Source organism: Derxia gummosa DSM 723, from assembly GCF_000482785.1.
Classification (GTDB): Bacteria; Pseudomonadota; Gammaproteobacteria; order Burkholderiales; family Burkholderiaceae_E; genus Derxia; species Derxia gummosa.
In genome coordinates this window covers 94,579-111,623 of the sequence record NZ_AXWS01000014.1, presented here as the reverse complement: position 1 = coordinate 111,623, position 17,045 = coordinate 94,579, and the positions used below count along the sequence as shown (strand labels likewise).

Below are 17,045 nucleotides of genomic sequence, written 5' to 3'. Positions count from 1 at the left end.
CGCATGAGCCTGCGTCTCGTCCCGCGCTTGCTGGCCTTCGCGTTCGCGGGGTTGCTCGGCCTGCTCGCGGGCGCGCTGCCGGCGCTGCCGGCGAGCTGGCTCGGACGCGCGCTGGAACTCGGCTCGGGCGGACGTGCGCTGCTGCTCGAAACCACCGGCACCGTCTGGCACGGCGGCGGCCGGCCGGCCTTCCGCAGCGGCGGCAACACCGACGACGAGCGCATCAGCGCCTTTCCCGGCGCGGTCGAATGGCGCTTCGCCGGCCTGTCGTTCGGTCCGCTGCGCCTGAAGCTCGAACTCGCGGGCGAACGCGTGTTTTCCAACCCGGTGCTGCTCGAACTTGGCGCGACCGGGCCGCTGGCGCTGTCGCCGGGGCGCATGGCGCTGCCGGTCGAGGCGCTCGAAGGCATCGGCGCGCCGTTCAACACGCTGCGGCTGGGCGGTCGGCTCGAAGCCGGCTGGCAGGCGCTCGCCTGGGAGCGCGGCCTGCCGCAGGGGCCGATCAGCCTCGAATGGCGCGACGCGCGCTCGGCGGTGTCGGCGGTGGCGCCGCTCGGCAGCTACCGGCTCGACGTCCTGCCCGACCCCAACGGATTCGCGCTCGCGCTCGCGACGCTGCAAGGCCCGCTCAGCCTCGAAGGCAACGGCCACTGGCAGCGCGGCGGGCGTTTCGGCTTCAATGGCCGGGCCTCGGCCGCCGCCGACCAGCGCGCCCAACTCCAACCCTTGATGAACCTGCTCGGCCCGTCGAATGGCGACGGCGTCGCGCTCCGGATCGGAAGCTCATGAGACAACCCGCCGCCTCGATCGCCGCCGCGATTTCCGCTGCGTTCAACGGTCGCGCCCTCGCGGTGCTCGCGCTGGTCGCGCCGCTCGGCGTCGCCACGCCCGATGCCTTCGCCGCCGGCACGCCGGCGGTCGCCCAGGCCGGCGGCAAGCCGGCGCAGACCGCCCAGGCCGGCGCGAAGCCGGCGTCGGCCGCCTCGGCTCGCCCGCGCCAGAAGACTCGCCAGCTCGCCCGCGCCGACGGCCGGCCGGCCCGCGCGAAGCTCGCGGCCGAGACGCCGCGCTTCGCCGACGGCCCGGTGCCGGCGAGCGGCTTCGTGACCAGCGACGGCGGTCGCGCGCGGTCGCCGGCCGAGGGGGGCGCGAAGCTCGTGCGCGCCTCGGCCGGCGGCGGCGCGGCGATGGCGGCCGGTGTCGCCGGCTTCGCGGCGGCTTCGGGCAGCACCGTGGCCAATGGCCCGCTGCCGCAGGCGGGCGGCGCGGCCGGCGCCGGCACGACCGCGCGCGGCGCCATCGGCATGGCGGGCGGGGCGACCGGCGGCATCGCGGGCACGGCCGCGGCGAGCGGCGCGATGCGCATGGCCGCCGCCGGCGGCGCGGCCCAGGCCGCCGCGCCGGCCGGCGCCAACGCGGGCGGCAGCGACCTCGTCTCGCTCAACTTCGTCAACGCCGATCTCGACGCCGTCGTGGGCGCGATCGGCCAGATGACCAACCGCACCTTCATCGTCGATCCGCGCGTGCGCGGTCAGGTCACGCTCGCCACGCCCAATCCGGTGCCGCGCGCCGAGGCCTATCGCATGCTGCTGTCGGTGCTGCGGCTGCAAGGCTTTTCGGTGGTGGAGGACGGCAGCTACGCCAAAGTGCTGCCCGAGGCCGACGCCAAGCTCCAGAGCGGCCCGGTCGCGGGCCTGGTGCCGGGCAACCGGGGCGACCAGATCGTCACGCAGATCTTCCGGCTCAACTACGAGTCGGCGAGCGCGATGGTGCCGGTGTTGCGGCCGCTCATCAGCCCCAACAACACCATCACCGCCTACCCGTCCAACAACTCGCTGGTCATCACCGACTACGCCGAGAACATCCGGCGCATCGAGAAGATCATCACCAGCGTGGACGTGCCGGCGGCGGCCGAGCTGGAAGTCATTCCGCTCAAGTTCGGCCTCGCGGTGGACATGGCGGCGCTGCTCACGCGCATGGTCGACGACAGTCAGCGCGGCGGCCAGACCGACCCTGGCCAGAAGGTCACGATCGTGGCCGACCAGCGCAGCAACGCGCTGCTGCTGCGCGCGAGCAGCAAGGCGCGCGCCGACAGCGTGCGCAACCTCGTCGCCAAGCTCGACATCCCGAGCGCGGGGCGCGGCAACATCAACGTCGTCTATCTCAAGAACGCCGACGCGGTGAAGCTGGCCGCGACGCTGCGCGCCATCATCAACGCCGATACCTCGGGCTCGAACACCAACAGTTCGTCGGGCAGCGGCTTCCTGTCGGGCGGCAGCGGCACCGGCGGCACGAGTGGCACGAGCGGCAGCGGCGGCCTCGGCGGCAACTCCGGCAGCTTCGGCAGCAGCGGCAGCAGCAGCACGAGCGGCTTCGGCGGCACGGGCAGCGGCAGCAGCGGCGGTTTCCTCGGCGGCAGCAGCAGTTCGCAGAGCGGCTTCGGCGCCAGCGGCACGACCGGCCAGCAGGGCGGCATCGTGCAGGCCGATCCGGCCACCAACACGCTCATCATCACGGCGCCCGAGCCGGTGTATCGCAACCTGCGCGACATTATCGAGAAGCTCGACGCGCGTCGCGCCCAGGTGTTCATCGAGGCGCTGATCGTCGAGGTGTCGGCCGACAAGACGGCCGAGATGGGCATCCAGTGGCAGGACCTGTCGGGTCTCACGGGCAGCGGCACCAACCTCATCGGCGGTACCAACTTCGGCAGCACCGGCACCAACATCCTGACCGCCGCCGCCAACGTGGCGAGCGTGGGGCAGGGTCTCAACCTCGGTCTGGTGCGCGGCAGCATCACGATCAACGGCACCACGTACACCAACTTCGGCGTGCTCGCGCGCGCGCTCGAAACCAACACCAACGCCAACGTCCTCTCGACGCCGAACCTGCTCACGCTCGACAACGAGGAAGCCAAGATCGTCGTCGGCCAGAACGTGCCCTTCATCACCGGCCAGTACACCAACGCGTCGAGCACCAGCTCCAGCAGCAGCACGGTCAACCCGTTCCAGACCATCGAGCGCAAGGACGTGGGCCTGACGCTGCACGTCAAGCCGGCGGTGTCGGAAGGCGGCGGCGTGCGCATGCAGATCCACCAGGAAGTGTCGGCGGTGGTGAGCACCACGCTGTCGTCGGGGATCATCACCAACACGCGCCAGATCGATTCGAGCGTGGTAGTGGACGATGGCCAGATCATCGTGCTGGGCGGTCTGGTGCAGGACGAGATCACCGATTCGGTCAGCAAGGTGCCGCTGCTCGGCGACATTCCCTACCTCGGCGCGCTGTTCCGCTACAGCAGCCGCGAGCGCAAGAAGACCAACCTCATGGTCTTCCTGCGGCCGCGCATCATCCGCAACCTCGCCGATTCGCAGAGCGTGACGGTCGACCGCTACGACTACATGCGCGTGCGCACCAGCGAGCAGCAACCGGCGCCGAGCTTCATCCTGCCCGACACGCGCGGCATGCAGCTGCCGGCGCTCGACGGCAGCTACACGATCAAGCCGCCCGCGATGCTGATGCAGCCCGCGCCCGGCGACGCGCGCACGCCCGAGTCGGCCACCACGCCCCAGGGCGGCGGCGCCAACGCGGCCGGCCAGCCGAGCCAGCGCATGGCCCCGGGCGGCGCCGAGCCGCGTCCGGCGCCCACCGTGCCGGCCAATCCCGACGCCCCCGCGCAATGACGGTGCGCGTCGCGCACTTCGGAGTCGCCTCATGAGCCGTACCGACAGTCCTGGCCTCGTCGCCGACACCGCGAGCACCGTGACCCTCGCCTCGACCGCCGCCGCCGACCGCAACGGCGCGGCCTCTGGCGCCGACGATCTGTCCGTGGCGCCGGGCGCGGGCGGCGTCGATGCCGCCGCGCCGGCCGACGGCATCGACGCCGCCCGCCTGCTGCCCTACGCCTTCGCCCGCGACGCGAAGCTCGCATTGGTGGTGCGCGGCGGCCAGCCGCCCGAGGCGTGGATCTGCGAGCAGACCGACCCCGACGCGCTGGCCGAAGTCACGCGCCGGCTCGGCAATCTGCCGACCGCGTGGAAGACCGTGCCCGAGGTGGAAGCCGCGCTGCGCCAGGCCTATGCGCAATCGGACGGCGAGGCCGCGCGCATCGTCGACGAGGCCGAGGCCGACATCGACATCACCCGCCTGCTCCAGGACGCGCCGGCGGTGGAAGACCTGCTGGAGGTGGAGGACGACGCGCCGATCATCCGCATGATCAACGCGCTGCTCACGCAAGCCTCGCGCGACGGCGCGAGCGACATCCACATCGAGGCCTTCGAGACGCACTCGGTCGTGCGCTTCCGCATCGACGGCACGCTGCGCGACATCGCGCGGCCGCGCCGGGCGCTGCATGCGGCGCTGATCAGCCGCATCAAGATCATGGCCCAGCTCGACATCGCCGAAAAACGCCTGCCGCAGGACGGCCGCATCACGCTGCGCGTCGCCGGCAAGCCGGTGGACGTGCGCGTCAGCACGCTGCCCACCGGCCACGGAGAACGCGCGGTACTGCGTCTGCTCGACAAGGAAGCCGGCCGGCTCGACCTGAGCAAGCTCGGCATGGCGCCCGACACGCTCGCCACCTTCGACCGGCTCGTGAACCAGCCGCACGGGATCATCCTCGTGACCGGGCCGACCGGCTCGGGCAAGACGACCACGCTCTACGCCGCGATGCAGCGGCTCGACGCGACGACGACGAACATCATGACCGTCGAGGACCCGATCGAGTACGACCTGCCCGGCATCGGTCAGACCCAGGTGAACGCGCGCATCGACATGACCTTCGGCAAGGCCCTGCGCGCCATCCTGCGCCAGGACCCGGACGTGATCATGATCGGCGAGATCCGCGACCTGGAGACGGCGCAGATCGCGGTGCAGGCCTCGCTCACCGGCCACCTGGTGCTCGCCACGCTGCACACCAACGACTCGGCCAGTGCGATCACGCGGCTGGCCGACATGGGCGTCGAGCCCTTCCTGCTGAGTTCGACGGTGCTGGGCGTGATGGCGCAGCGGCTCATCCGCCGGCTCTGCCCGCACTGCAAGAAACCCGACACCACGCCCGAGGGCCGCAAGGTCTGGCGCGCCGTGGGCTGCGACCGCTGCCATCGCAGCGGCTACATCGGGCGCTCGGGCATCTACGAGCTGCTCGTCATCGACGAGGACCAGCGCGGCCTCATCCACAACGCCGCCAACGAGCTGGAAATCCGTAGGCTCGGCCTGCAACGCGGCATGCGCAGCATGCGCGACGACGGCCAGCGCTGGATCGACAGCGGCGCCACCTCGGTCGAGGAAATCATCCGCGTGACGCGCGACTGAAGGCGGGCGGGCAGCGCGCCGCGCTGCTTCGTGAAGCAGTCCAGTGGCGCCATCCGCATGGGATGCGCGCCGGGAATTTCTCCACGGCACATTTTTGTCGGCCGGTGCGCAATACGCGGGCGCATCCGGGGCCTCCGCACGCCGGAACGCATGCCACAAGAACCCCTGGAAAGTCCTTCCCGCATGGGCCTCGTCCGCGCCTCGACCATGTTTTCGGATGCTTCCGCGAGCCGTGCGCCGGGTCGGTTGCGCTGGTGGATGCCCTTGCCGCTCGAGCCGCTGCGGCGCGTGGCGCTGGCCCAGCGCGGCTTCACGCCGGTGGCCGGATCGGTGCCGGCGATCGCGCGCGGCACCGATCCGGCCGAGCTGCCCGACATGGTGCTGCGCCGCCCGGTCCGAGGCCGGCGCCGCGCACGAAAGCGTGCGACGGGCTGGCAGCAAGGGCAGCGTGGCGCTCGCGGTGGCCATGGCCGCGCGCCAGGGCGCCCGCATGACGGAGCGTGACGCGCCGGTCGCGTCTTCCGCGACGGCGGACAGGGGCCAGTCGTCGCCGGCACGCGGCCAGGCCGGCGCCGTGCGTGGCATGGCCGCGCCGTGATCGGGCCGCGCCGGCAGCCGTCGCGCTGACCGATGCGGTCGTCGCTCGCGCCGACCGCGCACGCCGACCGACCGCGCACGCCGGTGGACGCGCTCTTCCTGCCCGCGCCGACGGCTTGCGCGCCGGCCGACCGCGCGACAGCCATCGCGCCGACAGTTCCGCGTCCGCGCGCGCACCAGACTGCCGGTTCCGCCGCAAGGCGCACTCCGGGTGCCGTCGCCATGAAATTCCGCTTTGCCCTTTCCGCCGCCGCGCTCGCGGCCTGCGCCGCCGTGCTCGCGCTGCCGGCCGCGCATGCCGACACCGCGCAACTGCCGGTGAGCGCCGGCATGGGGCCCGATCCGCAACTGCCCGCGCCTGACAGCTCGCTCATCCGGACCGTCAATGTCGCCAAGGCCGTCGGCTGGCCGGCCGGCGGCAAGCCGGTCGCGGCGCAAGGGCTGGCGGTCGGGCGCTTCGCCGACGGACTCGACCATCCGCGCTGGCTGCACGTGCTGCCCGACGGCGCCGTGCTCGTGGCCGAGAGCAATGCGCCGCCCAAGGGCGAGGGCGGCGGCGAGGGACTGCGCGGCTGGGTGCAGAAGCAGGCGATGAAGCGTGCCGGCGCCGGCGTCGCCAGCCCCAACCGCATCGTGCTGCTGCGCGATGCCGACGGCGATGGTCGCGCGGAGGTGCGGCAGACGCTGGTCGAGGGCATCAACTCGCCGTTCGGGATGGCGCTCGTCGGCGACACGCTCTACGTGGCGGCGGCCGACGCGGTGCTGGCGTTTCCGTGGCGCGGCGGCGCGGCGCTCGACCCGGCCTCGGCGCGCAAGCTGGCCGACCTGCCCGGCGGCCCGCGCAACCATCACTGGACCAAGAGCCTGATCGCCAGCCCCGACGGCCGCACGCTTTACGTGGGCGTCGGCTCTAACAGCAACGTCGCCGAGAACGGCCTCGACGCCGAGCGGGACCGCGCCGCCATCCTCGCCATCGACACGGCGAGCGGCGCGACGCGCGTGTTCGCCTCGGGCCTGCGCAATCCGGTCGGCCTCGCCTGGCAGCCCGACGGCGGCGCGCTGTGGGTGGCCGTCAACGAGCGCGACGAACTCGGCAGCGACCTCGTGCCCGACTACATGACCTCGGTGAAGGAGGGCGCCTTCTACGGCTGGCCCTGGAGCTACTACGGCCAGCATGTGGACGAGCGCGTGAAGCCGGCGCGCCCCGACATGGTGGCGAAGGCGATCAGGCCCGATTACGCGCTCGGGCCGCACACCGCCTCGCTCGGGCTGGCCTGGTCGGGCGGCAACACGCTGCCGCCGGCCTTCGCGCGCGGCATGTTCGTCGGCCAGCACGGCTCATGGAACCGCCGGCCGCCGTCGGGCTACCGCGTGATCTTCGTGCCCTTCGAGGGCGCGCGCCCGACGGGCATGCCGGTGGATGTGCTGACCGGCTTCCTCAACGACGACGGCGAGGCCCAGGGCCGCCCGGTGGGCGTGGCCATCGGCCGGGACGGCGCGCTGCTGGTGGCGGATGACGTCGGCAACACGGTGTGGCGGGTGACGGCGGCGCGCTGAACGTGGCGCAGCCGCGCGGCGCGGGGCGCGGCCGGTGCGGTGCGTCGCACCGCGCGCGGGGCCGCGCCGCACCCCGGCGCGCAATCGCGCTACCGTCGCGGCTTCCACCGGCCAGACCACTTATCCAGCCATGCATTCCATCGTCTTTCTCGACCGCGACAGCCTGCCCGCCAACGTGCGCCGCCCGGCCTTCGCCCACGACTGGCGCGAGCATCCGAACACCGCCCGCGCCGACGTGGCCGAGCGGCTTCAGGGCGCGACCATCGCCATCGTCAACAAGGTCAAGGTCGATGCCGAGGCGCTCGCGCAACTGCCCGACCTGAAGATGATCGCCATCGCCGCGACCGGCACCGACAACGTCGATCTGGCCGAATGCAGCCGGCGCGGCATCGTCGTGAGCAACATCCGCGACTACGCGCTCGCCGCCGTGCCCGAGCATGTGTTCGCGCTGCTGCTGGCGCTGCGCCGCAACCTCGTCGGCTACCGCGCCGACATGGAAGCCGGCAGCTGGCCGAAGTCCGACCGCTTCTGCGCCATCACCCGGCCGATCCGCGACCTCGCGGGTTCGACCATCGGGCTGATCGGCTTCGGCGCGCTCGGCCGCGCGGTGGCCGATCTGGCGCTCGCCTTCGGCATGAAGGTCATCGTGCACAACCGCAGCATCAAGCCCGATCCGGCGATCGAGTTCGTGAGCCTCGACGAGCTGCTGGCGCGCGCCGACGTGGTGAGCCTGCATGTGATGCAGACGCCCGACACGCGCGGCCTCATGGGCCGCGAGCAGTTCGCGCGCATGAAGCCGGGCGCGCTGCTCATCAACACCGCGCGCGGCGGCCTCGTGGACGAAGCCGCGCTGGCCGAGGCGCTGCAATCGGGCCATCTGGGCGGCGCCGGGCTGGACGTGCTGAGCGTGGAGCCGCCGCCGGCCGACCATCCGCTGCTGCAACTGCGCCTGCCCAACCTCATCGTCACGCCGCATGTGGGCTGGGCCAGCGCCGAGGCCATGCAAGGGCTTGCGGATCAGCTCATCGACAACATCGAGGCCTGGGAGGCGGGCCGGCCGCGCAATCTCGTGGCCTGCTGACTCAGCGCGCGCCGAGCCGGAATCCGCTCATCACCTCGGCCAGACGCGCGGCCTGGTGCTTGAGGCTTTCGGCGGCCGAGGCGGTCTGTTCGACCAGCGCAGCGTTCTGCTGCGTGGCGTGATCGAGCTGGCTGACGGCTAGGTTGATCTGGCCGATGCCGGTGTCCTGCTCGCCCGAGGCGCTGCTGATCTCGCTCACGAGGTCGTTCATGCGGCGCACCTGCGTCACCACGTCGCCGATCGTGCGGCCGGCCTCGGCCACGATGTTCGTGCCGGCCTCGACGCGACCGTTGCTATCGAGGATGAGCGTCTTGATCTCGCGCGCGGCCTCGGCGCTGCGCTGGGCGAGGGCGCGCACCTCGCTGGCCACCACGGCAAAGCCGCGCCCCTGCTCGCCGGCGCGGGCGGCTTCGACGGCCGCGTTGAGCGCGAGGATGTTGGTCTGGAAGGCGATGCCGTCGATGGTGCCGATGATGTCGGCGATGCGCCGGCTCGATTCGCTGATGCCGTTCATGGTCTCGACCACGCGCTCGACCGCGCTGCCGCCGCGTACCGCCGCGTCGGTCGTGCCGTTGGCGAGGCTTTCGGCCTGGCGCGCGTTGTCGGCGCTGGCGCGCACGGTGCCGGCCATCTCCTCGGTCGAGGCGGCGGTCTGCTGGAGGCTGGCGGCCTGGGCTTCGGTGCGCGCCGACAGGTCGGCATTGCCGGTGGCGATCTCGCGCGAGGCGCCGGCCACGGCGTCGGTGCTGTCGCGCACCTCGCGCACCACGCCCGCGAGCCTTTCGGTCATGCGGGCGAGGGTGTCGAGCAGATGGCCCAGTTCGTCGCGGCGCTCGACATGCGGCGCGGCGCTCAGGTCGCCGTCGGCGACGCGGTCGGCCACGGCCACGGCCTCGTCGAGCGGCCGGGTGATCGAGCGCGTGATGACGACCGTGGCGCCCAGTCCGATGCCGATGCAGACGACGAGCGCGCCGATCAGCGTCAGCCGCACATCGTGGTAGCCCTCGGCCGACGCCACCGCGCGCGCATCGCCGAGCTTGACGTTGTAGTCGGCCAGCGCGCCGAGCGCGTCGCGCGCCTTGCCGAACTGGTCGTGTCCGGCGGAGAGATGGAGCTGGCGCGCGGCGGCGGGATCGGTGAGGCCGAGCGCGACGACCTTGTCCTGGATCGGCCAGTAGCGGTCGAACTCGGCGCGCGCCGTGTCGTACAGGGCGCGCTCGGTGTCGTCGCTGAGGTGGGCGCGGTAGTCGTCGAGCATCTTGAGCATGTCGGCCTTGCGCGCGCGCATCACGTCGATGAGGCGGTCACGCTCGGCGGCGTCGGCGGCGATGAGCGTCTGGGTCTCGTTCGAGCGTGCGGTGCGCGCCAGCTCGTTCATCCGGGCCGCGAGCCGGATCGAGGGCACGAGGTTGGTGGCGAAGTACTCGGTGTTGGCATTGAGCCGGCCGGCCGAGACTAGCGCGAAGGTCGTCATCGCGACGAGCATCGCGAGCATCAGGCCGAAGGCGGCGCCGAGCCGATGGCCGACCTTGAAGTTGTTGAGCATGGCGGTCGGGCGGGCGGCCCGGGAATGAGGGGAGATTGCCGCGATTGTGTTGGCCGCGCGCCGCCGCGATGCCCGGAATTGCGGGGTGTTTCGGGGCGGAATTTCCGCGCCGAGCGGTGCCTGGCGGTGCGCGGCCCGGCGGGTCCGACGCCGGTGGCCGCGCCGCGCCGCCCGCGCGCCAGCCGGCCGGCGCCGCGCTCCGCCGGGCCGGCGCGAATGTCACCGGAAGCCGCGCCGCGTTGACGCTGGCGGCGTGCGCGGCGTCAACTGCCGCGCATGCGACGTCTCTATCTCGATCTGTGGCGGCTGGCGGCGGGGCTGCGCGGCCGCATCGTGCTGGCCTTCACCGCGCTGCTGCTGTCGCAGGGCGCCAAGCTGGCCGTGCCCTGGCTGTCGGGCAAGGCCATCAACACGCTCCAGGCGCGCGGTCTGCCGGGGCTGCATGACGCGGCGCTGTGGCTGCTGGCGGTGCTGGGCGCGACCGCGCTCGGCTGGTGCCTGCACGGGCCGGGCCGCATCCTCGAACGCAATGTGGCGCTGGCGGTGCGCCAGCGGCTCGCGGCCGAGCTGGTGGGCGACATGTTCCGGCTGCCGCTCGGCTGGCATGTGCATCACCACTCGGGCGAGACCTCGCACCGCGTGCGGCAGACGACCGAGGCGATGTTCAACTTCGCGCAGAGCCAGTTCATCCTGCTGCAGAACGCGGCCCAGGTGATCGGGCCGATCGTCGCGCTCTGGCTCATCGAGCGCACGGTGGGCATGGTGGCGATGGCGGGCTTCGCTCTGATCTGGCTCGTGATCGTGCTGTTCGACCGCCGGATGATGGTGCTGGCGCGCGAGGAGAACGCGACCGAGCGGCGCTACCAGGCGGCGCTCAACGACAGCTTCGGCAACCTCGTGAGCGTGCTGGCGCTGCGCCAGATGCAGGGCGTGGCGGCGCTGCTGGAGCGCCGGCTGCTGGCCATCTACGAGCCGCTGCGCAAGTCGATCGTCGTCAACGAAGGCAAGTGGTGCAGCGTCGATCTGCTGAGCCAGACGCTGGCCTGCGGGCTGGTCGGGCTGTATGCGTGGCTCGCTGCGCGCGGCATCACGGCGGCGGAGGTGATGCCCGCCGCGCGCGACGCGAGCGCGCCGACGCTCGCGCTCGGCTCGGTGGTGATGGTGTTTGCCTACGCCAACCAGGCGGCGGGCGTCATCACCTCGATCGCGGCGCACTACCAGAGCTTCGCGCGCCACGGCGCCGACTACGCCAGCGCCGACCCGATCCGCGAGGCGGTCGCGGCCGAGACGCGGGCCGCCGGCGAGGCCGAGGCCCGCGACGCGGCGGCGCGGCCGGCGGGGGCGACGGCCCGAACGGCCGACGTCGCGCCCGCCGATGCGACCGACACACGGCCGGCCGCCGCGCGTGATGTCGCGGCGGCGGTGCCCGCTGCCGCCGCGTCGTCGTCCGCCGTGCTCCCGCCCGCCGGCTGGCGCCAGCTCGAACTGCGCGCGCTCCGCTTCCGCTACCCCAAGTCCGACGGCGGCCTCGATCTCGACCGGCTGGTGCTCGAACGCGGCCGGCGCTATGCGCTCATCGGCGGCAGCGGCTCGGGCAAGAGCACGTTGCTCTGGCTGCTGTCGGGGCTGTACCGGCCCGAGCAGGGCGAGCTGCATGCCGACGGCCACCGCGTGACGGCCGAGCCGAGGCGGGTCGCGGCGGGGCTGCTGTCGCTCGCCACGCTCATCCCGCAGGACGCCGAGGTGTTCGAGGGCACGCTCGGCGAGAACCTCGAACTCGCCGCCACCCACGCCGGCCCGGTCACGCGCGCCGAGCTGCCGCGCGCGCTGGCCACCGCCTGCGCCGACGTCTTCCTGCTGGCCGAGGCCGAGAAGCCCGGCGCCGGCCTCGACGCCCAGGTGGCCGAGCGCGGCGCCAACTGGTCGGGCGGACAGCGCCAGCGCATCGCGCTCGCGCGCGGCGTCGCGGCGGCCGCCGACAGCTCGATCGTGCTGCTCGACGAGCCGACGGCCGCGCTCGACCCGGCCACCGAGGCGCGGGTGTACGCCAACCTCTTCGAGCGCTTCGGTGATGCCTGCGTGATCTCGTCGATCCACCGGCTGCACCTGCTCGACCACTTCGACGAGGTGCTCGTGATGGATCACGGTCGCCTCGTGGACCGTGGCGCCCCGGCAGAAGTCCTCGCCCGGCGCAAGGGCTGATTGCCGCTACACTGCCGCCGGATGTGCGCCAGCGCTTCGCGCGCCGCCCCCGAGCCTCATGAGCAAGACCGAAACCGCCCCCTTCAGCATCAAGAGCGCGAGCTTCGACGCCGTGCGCGTCGTCATCGCCACCGCCGATCTGGCCGAGCTGCGCGCCGCGCTCGCGAGCCGGCTCGCCGCCGCCGGCTCCTTCTTCGACAACGACCCGGTGGTCGTCGACACGATGGCGCTCGACGAGCGGCTCGACTGGCCCGAACTCATCGCCCTGCTGCGTGAATACCGCATGCAGCCGATCGGCGCCGTGGCCGTGGGCGAGAACCTGCTCGCCGCCGCCGAGGCCGGCATCGCGCCGCTGCCGCTGCGCGCGCCGGTCGCGCCGCGCGGCGCCAGCGCGGCCGGCCACGAAGGCCGCGACGGCGCGGCACTCACGCCGAGCGGCCCGGCCACCCAGGCCGATGCGTCGGCCGCGCCGCCTGCCACGGGCGGCGGCGTCGACCCCGCCGGCAGCGTCGCGCCGGACGCCAGCGTCACGGCGCAGCCCGTCGCCGCCGACGCGCACCCCCCCGAACCCGCGCCGAACACCATCGTCATCGACCGCCCGATGCGCTCGGGCCAGCGCGTCTACGCGCGCGGCGGCGACGCGGTGGTGATCGGCCTCGTGAGCAACGGCGCCGAGGTCATCGCCGACGGTAACGTCCACATCTACGGGCCGCTGCGCGGCAAGGCGATGGCGGGCGCGCGCGGCGACACCACGGCGCGCGTGTTCTGCACCCATCTCGACCCCGAGCTGATCGGCATCGCGGGCGTCTACCGCACCACCGACACGCCGCTGCCGCCCGAAGTGCGCGGCCAGCTCGCCCAGGTGCGGCTCGACGGCGACAAGCTGATCGTCGAACCGCTCCGGGCCCAGTAACCAACAGCGATATCCAGCGCGGGCCCGCCAGGACGGCCCGGATCATCGACACACAATCAGACAGGAAACAAGCCGATGACTCGCATCGTGGTAGTCACCTCAGGCAAGGGCGGCGTGGGCAAGACCACGACCAGCGCCAGCTTCTCCTCGGGCCTCGCGCTGCGCGGCCACAAGACCGCGGTCATCGACTTCGACGTCGGCCTGCGCAACCTCGACCTCATCATGGGCTGCGAGCGGCGCGTGGTGTACGACCTCATCAACGTCATCCACGGCGAGGCCACGCTCAACCAGGCGCTCATCCGCGACAAGCATTGCGAGAACCTGTGGGTACTGCCCGCCTCGCAGACGCGCGACAAGGACGCGCTCACGCAGGAAGGCGTCGGCCGCGTGATCGACGAGCTGAAGGAGATGGGCTTCGAGTACATCGTCTGCGACTCGCCGGCCGGCATCGAGAGCGGCGCGCTCATGGCCGCCTACTTCGCCGACGACGCGCTCATCGTCACCAATCCCGAGGTCAGCTCGGTGCGCGATTCCGACCGCATCCTCGGCATCCTGTCGAGCAAGTCGAGGCGCGCGGTCGAGGGCGCCGAGCCGGTGCAGGAATTCCTGCTGCTCACGCGCTACAACCCGAAGCGCGTGTCCGACGGCGAGATGCTGTCGATCGCCGACGTGGAGGACATCCTGCGCATCAAGCTGATCGGCGTGGTGCCCGAATCGGAAGCGGTGCTCCAGGCGTCCAACCAGGGCATTCCGGCCATCCACCTCAAGGGCGCCGACGTGGCCGAGGCCTACAAGGACGTGGTGGCCCGCTACCTCGGCGAGGAAGCGCCGCTGCGCTTCGTCGATTACGAGAAGCCGGGCTTCCTCAAGCGGCTGTTCGGCGGGAGGTAAGCCATGTCCTGGCTCAAGGTCCTCTTCGGCGAGAAGAAGACATCTGCCAGCGTTGCCAAGGAACGCCTGCAGATCATCCTCGCCCATGAACGCACCGGCCGCGCCGGCGCGCCCGACTACCTGCCCCAGCTCCAGCAGGAGCTGCTGGCGGTCATCAGCAAGTACGTCAAGATCAATCCGGACGACATCAAGGTGAACCTGGAGCGCCAGGACCGCTACGAGGTGCTGGAGGTCAAGATCGAGATGCCGCCGCCCGGCGGCCCAGCGCTCTGAGGCCGATGCCCGACGCCCGCCCCGAGCTGAACGCGCGCCAGCAGGATCTGATCGAGCGCGTGCGCCGCGAAGGCTTCGCCTCGGTGGACGAGCTGGCGCGTGCCTTCGACGTCACGCCGCAGACCGTGCGGCGCGACATCAACCAGCTCGCCGAACTGGGCCTGCTGCGGCGCCAGCACGGCGGCGCGAGCCTGCCGACCGGCTCGCAGAACCTCGCCTACGACGACCGTCGCGAACTGCTGGCCGACGAGAAGCGCCGCATCGCGCGCGCCGCCGCGCGCCACATCCCCGACAACGCCTCGCTGTTCATCAACCTCGGCACCACGACCGAGGAGGTGGCGCGCGCGCTGTCGGGGCATCGCGGGCTGCGCGTCATCACCAACAACCTCAACGTGGCGACGCTCATGGCGGGCTACGAGGAGTGCGAGGTGATCGTGGCCGGCGGCGTGGTGCGCGCGCGCGACCTCGGCGTGATCGGCGGGCTGGCGATCGACTTCATCCGCCAGTTCAAGGTGGATTTCGCGGTGATCGGCACGTCGAGCATCGAGGCCGACGGCACGCTGCGCGACTTCGACGCGCGCGAGACCCGCGTGGCCGAGGCCATCATCGAGGGTGCCCGAGCGGTCTTCCTCGTGGCCGACCATTCCAAGTTCGACCGGCCGGCGCTGGTGCGCGGCGGTCATCTTTCGCAGGTGAACATCCTGTTCACCGATGCGGCACCGCCCGAAAGCTGGAGCGGGATGCTCGCGCGCGCCGGGACGCAGGTGGTGGTGGCGGACTGAGGTCCGACCGGACCGGGGCCGCGCCGGCGCGCCCGGGCCATTGCCCGTCTGTGTTCTTCAGGCGTCTGCCCTGATCGTCTCCCGCCATCGGCGTGATCGCGCCTTGCGCTTTGCGTCGCGGGACAGTCATCGCGCGTTTTCGTTTCCCTCGGTTTACTTTTCGCTATCGCGCACATAGAGTTCGCAAAACGACTTGTATTTTCGCTTTCGCGCTTGCGATGTTCGCTCGTGACCGCGCATGCGAAAGGAGAAAACGTGAGCGAGACAAAGGACTGCGACCTGCTGGTCGTCGGTGGCGGCATCAACGGCGCGGGCATCGCGCGCGACGCGGCGGGACGCGGTCTGTCGGTCGTGCTCTGCGAGCAGCACGACCTCGCGGCGCATACTTCGTCGTCGAGCAGCAAGCTCATCCACGGCGGCCTGCGCTACCTCGAGTACTACGAGTTCGGGCTGGTGCGCAAGGCGCTCCAGGAGCGCGAACTGCTGCTGCGCGCCGCGCCGCACATCATCTGGCCGATGCGCTTCGTCATGCCGCACCGGCCGCATCTGCGCCCGGCCTGGCTGATCCGCACCGGCCTGTTCCTTTACGACCATCTCGCGCGCCGCGAACTGCTGCCGGGTTCGGAATCGATCACGATGGCGCGTCATCCGGCCGGCGCGCCGCTCGACGCCTCGATCAAGCGCGGCTTCGTCTATTCGGACGGCTGGGTCGATGACGCCCGGCTCGTCGTGCTCAACGCGATGGATGCCGCCGAGCGCGGCGCCGCGATCCTGCCCCGCACCCGCCTCGAAGGCGCGCGCCGCGACGGCGACCGCTGGCTGGCCCGGCTGCGCCGCGCCGACGACGGCGCCGAGATCACGGTGCGCGCGCGCGGTCTCGTCAACGCCGCCGGGCCCTGGGCCGGCTCGCTGCTCGAACACCAGCTGCGCCGCCCGGCCGCCAACCGCGTGCGGCTCGTGAAGGGCAGTCACATCGTCACGCGCCGGCTGTTCGACCACGACCACGCCTACATCCTCCAGAACCCCGACAAGCGCATCGTCTTCGTCATCCCCTACGAGCGCGACTTCACCCTCATCGGCACCACCGATGTCGAGTACGAGGGCGACCCGGCGCAGGTCGGCATCTCGGCGGCCGAGACCGACTACCTCTGCCGCGCGGTCAACGCCAACTTCCGCCAGCAGATCAGTCCCGCCGACGTGGTCTGGAGCTATGCCGGCGTGCGACCACTACTGGAACAGGAAGGCGCGAGCGCCTCGGCCGTCACGCGTGACTACCAGCTCGAACTCGATGCGCCGGCCGGCGCGGCGCCGCTGCTCAACATCTTCGGCGGCAAGATCACCACCTACCGCAAGCTCGCCGAGGAGGCGACCGACCGCATGGCGGCGGCGCTGGGCGTGGCCGGCAGCGCGGCGGCGCAGGGCAGGACGGGCAGCGGCGTGGCCATCGGACAGGCCGCCGCGGCCGACGCGCCTGCCGGCGCTTCCGTCGCAGCCCGCTCCGGCTGGACCGCCACCGCCCCGCTGCCCGGCGGCGACCTGCCCGGCGCCGACTTCGGCGCCTTCCTCGCGCGGCTGCGGCGCGACCATCCCTGGCTGCCCGAGCGCATGGCGCTGCGGCTCGCGCACAGCTACGGCTCGCGCGTCACGCGGGTGCTTGGCGATGCGCGCTGCCTCGACGACCTCGGCGCCGAGATCAGTCCCGGGCTGCGCGAAGCCGAGCTGCGCCATCTGACCGCCGAGGAATGGGCGCGCACCGCCGACGACATCCTCTGGCGCCGCAGCAAGCTCGGCCTGCACGCCACGCCCGCCTCGAAGGCGGCGCTGGAGGACTGGCTCGCGCGTCATCTCTCATCGCAACCGCCCAGCCCGATGCCCGCTCCTCAGCCGGCCTGACGG

13 protein-coding genes are annotated in these 17,045 nt (G+C 72.2%); 12 read left to right on the top strand and 1 reads right to left on the bottom strand.

The annotated features are described in order from the left end of the window. The first annotated feature begins 3 nt into the window (after nt 1-3). From gspN to H566_RS0113985, 6 genes are all read left to right on the top strand, one after another. Entirely contained in the window at nt 4-789 is a 786-nt protein-coding gene (gene gspN / locus H566_RS25175) for a type II secretion system protein N (protein ID WP_034411822.1), read from the top strand. Next, nucleotides 786-3,677 (top strand): type II secretion system secretin GspD, encoded by a 2,892-nt coding sequence (gene gspD, locus H566_RS25170; protein WP_051378770.1) that lies wholly within the window; start codon nt 786-788, stop codon nt 3,675-3,677. The genes gspN and gspD overlap by 4 nt, the downstream gene beginning before the upstream one ends. A gap of 31 nt (nt 3,678-3,708) precedes the next feature. Then, the gene (gene gspE / locus H566_RS0114000; protein WP_084545110.1) at nt 3,709-5,307 is read left to right on the top strand and encodes a type II secretion system ATPase GspE; all 1,599 of its coding nucleotides are present in this window, start codon (nt 3,709-3,711) and stop codon (nt 5,305-5,307) included. A gap of 258 nt (nt 5,308-5,565) precedes the next feature. Then, nucleotides 5,566-5,811, top strand: coding sequence for a hypothetical protein (locus tag H566_RS0113995; protein WP_028311925.1), 246 nt, complete (start codon nt 5,566-5,568; stop codon nt 5,809-5,811). A gap of 315 nt (nt 5,812-6,126) precedes the next feature. Beyond that, nucleotides 6,127-7,461: a PQQ-dependent sugar dehydrogenase gene (locus H566_RS0113990; protein WP_028311924.1), complete on the top strand. Its 1,335-nt coding sequence runs from the start codon at nt 6,127-6,129 to the stop codon at nt 7,459-7,461. A gap of 130 nt (nt 7,462-7,591) precedes the next feature. After that, nucleotides 7,592-8,542 (top strand): D-2-hydroxyacid dehydrogenase, encoded by a 951-nt coding sequence (locus H566_RS0113985; RefSeq protein WP_028311923.1) that lies wholly within the window; start codon nt 7,592-7,594, stop codon nt 8,540-8,542. Nucleotide 8,543: 1 nt separating this feature from the next. On the opposite strand, the gene H566_RS0113980 is transcribed toward H566_RS0113985, so the two are convergent. Beyond that, a complete protein-coding gene (locus tag H566_RS0113980; RefSeq protein WP_028311922.1) occupies nt 8,544-10,088 on the bottom strand; it encodes a methyl-accepting chemotaxis protein in 1,545 nt (514 codons plus the stop codon). Nucleotides 10,089-10,364: 276 nt separating this feature from the next. Here H566_RS0113980 and H566_RS25165 point away from each other — a divergent pair, with 276 nt between their 5' ends. The 6 genes from H566_RS25165 to glpD all read left to right on the top strand — a co-directional run bounded on the left by H566_RS25165 (nt 10,365) and on the right by glpD (nt 17,042). Continuing rightward, nucleotides 10,365-12,290: an ATP-binding cassette domain-containing protein gene (locus H566_RS25165; RefSeq protein ID WP_034411820.1), complete on the top strand. Its 1,926-nt coding sequence runs from the start codon at nt 10,365-10,367 to the stop codon at nt 12,288-12,290. A 58-nt stretch (nt 12,291-12,348) separates the two neighbouring features. Next, nucleotides 12,349-13,203: a septum site-determining protein MinC gene (minC, locus tag H566_RS0113970; RefSeq protein WP_028311921.1), complete on the top strand. Its 855-nt coding sequence runs from the start codon at nt 12,349-12,351 to the stop codon at nt 13,201-13,203. A gap of 75 nt (nt 13,204-13,278) precedes the next feature. Continuing rightward, nucleotides 13,279-14,094 carry a septum site-determining protein MinD gene (gene minD / locus H566_RS0113965; protein ID WP_028311920.1) on the top strand — a complete coding sequence of 272 codons (816 nt, stop codon included), beginning with the start codon at nt 13,279-13,281 and terminating at the stop codon, nt 14,092-14,094. Nucleotides 14,095-14,097: 3 nt separating this feature from the next. Beyond that, nucleotides 14,098-14,367: a cell division topological specificity factor MinE gene (gene minE / locus H566_RS0113960; RefSeq protein ID WP_028311919.1), complete on the top strand. Its 270-nt coding sequence runs from the start codon at nt 14,098-14,100 to the stop codon at nt 14,365-14,367. A 5-nt stretch (nt 14,368-14,372) separates the two neighbouring features. Next, a complete protein-coding gene (locus H566_RS0113955) occupies nt 14,373-15,149 on the top strand; it encodes a DeoR/GlpR family DNA-binding transcription regulator (protein ID WP_034411818.1) in 777 nt (258 codons plus the stop codon). A gap of 255 nt (nt 15,150-15,404) precedes the next feature. Then, entirely contained in the window at nt 15,405-17,042 is a 1,638-nt protein-coding gene (gene glpD / locus H566_RS25160; protein ID WP_051378835.1) for a glycerol-3-phosphate dehydrogenase, read from the top strand. The last annotated feature ends 3 nt before the right edge of the window (nt 17,043-17,045 follow it).

What these genes read in the sequence shown, in the direction of transcription:
- gspN (WP_034411822.1), top strand. Translation starts at nt 4, where the DNA reads ATGAGCCTGCGTCTCGTCCCGCGCTTGCTGGCCTTCGCGTTCGCGGGG.
- gspD (WP_051378770.1), top strand. Translation starts at nt 786, where the DNA reads ATGAGACAACCCGCCGCCTCGATCGCCGCCGCGATTTCCGCTGCGTTC.
- gspE (WP_084545110.1), top strand. Translation starts at nt 3,709, where the DNA reads ATGAGCCGTACCGACAGTCCTGGCCTCGTCGCCGACACCGCGAGCACC.
- H566_RS0113995 (WP_028311925.1), top strand. Translation starts at nt 5,566, where the DNA reads ATGCCCTTGCCGCTCGAGCCGCTGCGGCGCGTGGCGCTGGCCCAGCGC.
- H566_RS0113990 (WP_028311924.1), top strand. Translation starts at nt 6,127, where the DNA reads ATGAAATTCCGCTTTGCCCTTTCCGCCGCCGCGCTCGCGGCCTGCGCC.
- H566_RS0113985 (WP_028311923.1), top strand. Translation starts at nt 7,592, where the DNA reads ATGCATTCCATCGTCTTTCTCGACCGCGACAGCCTGCCCGCCAACGTG.
- H566_RS0113980 (WP_028311922.1), bottom strand. Translation starts at nt 10,088, where the DNA reads ATGCTCAACAACTTCAAGGTCGGCCATCGGCTCGGCGCCGCCTTCGGC.
- H566_RS25165 (WP_034411820.1), top strand. Translation starts at nt 10,365, where the DNA reads ATGCGACGTCTCTATCTCGATCTGTGGCGGCTGGCGGCGGGGCTGCGC.
- minC (WP_028311921.1), top strand. Translation starts at nt 12,349, where the DNA reads ATGAGCAAGACCGAAACCGCCCCCTTCAGCATCAAGAGCGCGAGCTTC.
- minD (WP_028311920.1), top strand. Translation starts at nt 13,279, where the DNA reads ATGACTCGCATCGTGGTAGTCACCTCAGGCAAGGGCGGCGTGGGCAAG.
- minE (WP_028311919.1), top strand. Translation starts at nt 14,098, where the DNA reads ATGTCCTGGCTCAAGGTCCTCTTCGGCGAGAAGAAGACATCTGCCAGC.
- H566_RS0113955 (WP_034411818.1), top strand. Translation starts at nt 14,373, where the DNA reads ATGCCCGACGCCCGCCCCGAGCTGAACGCGCGCCAGCAGGATCTGATC.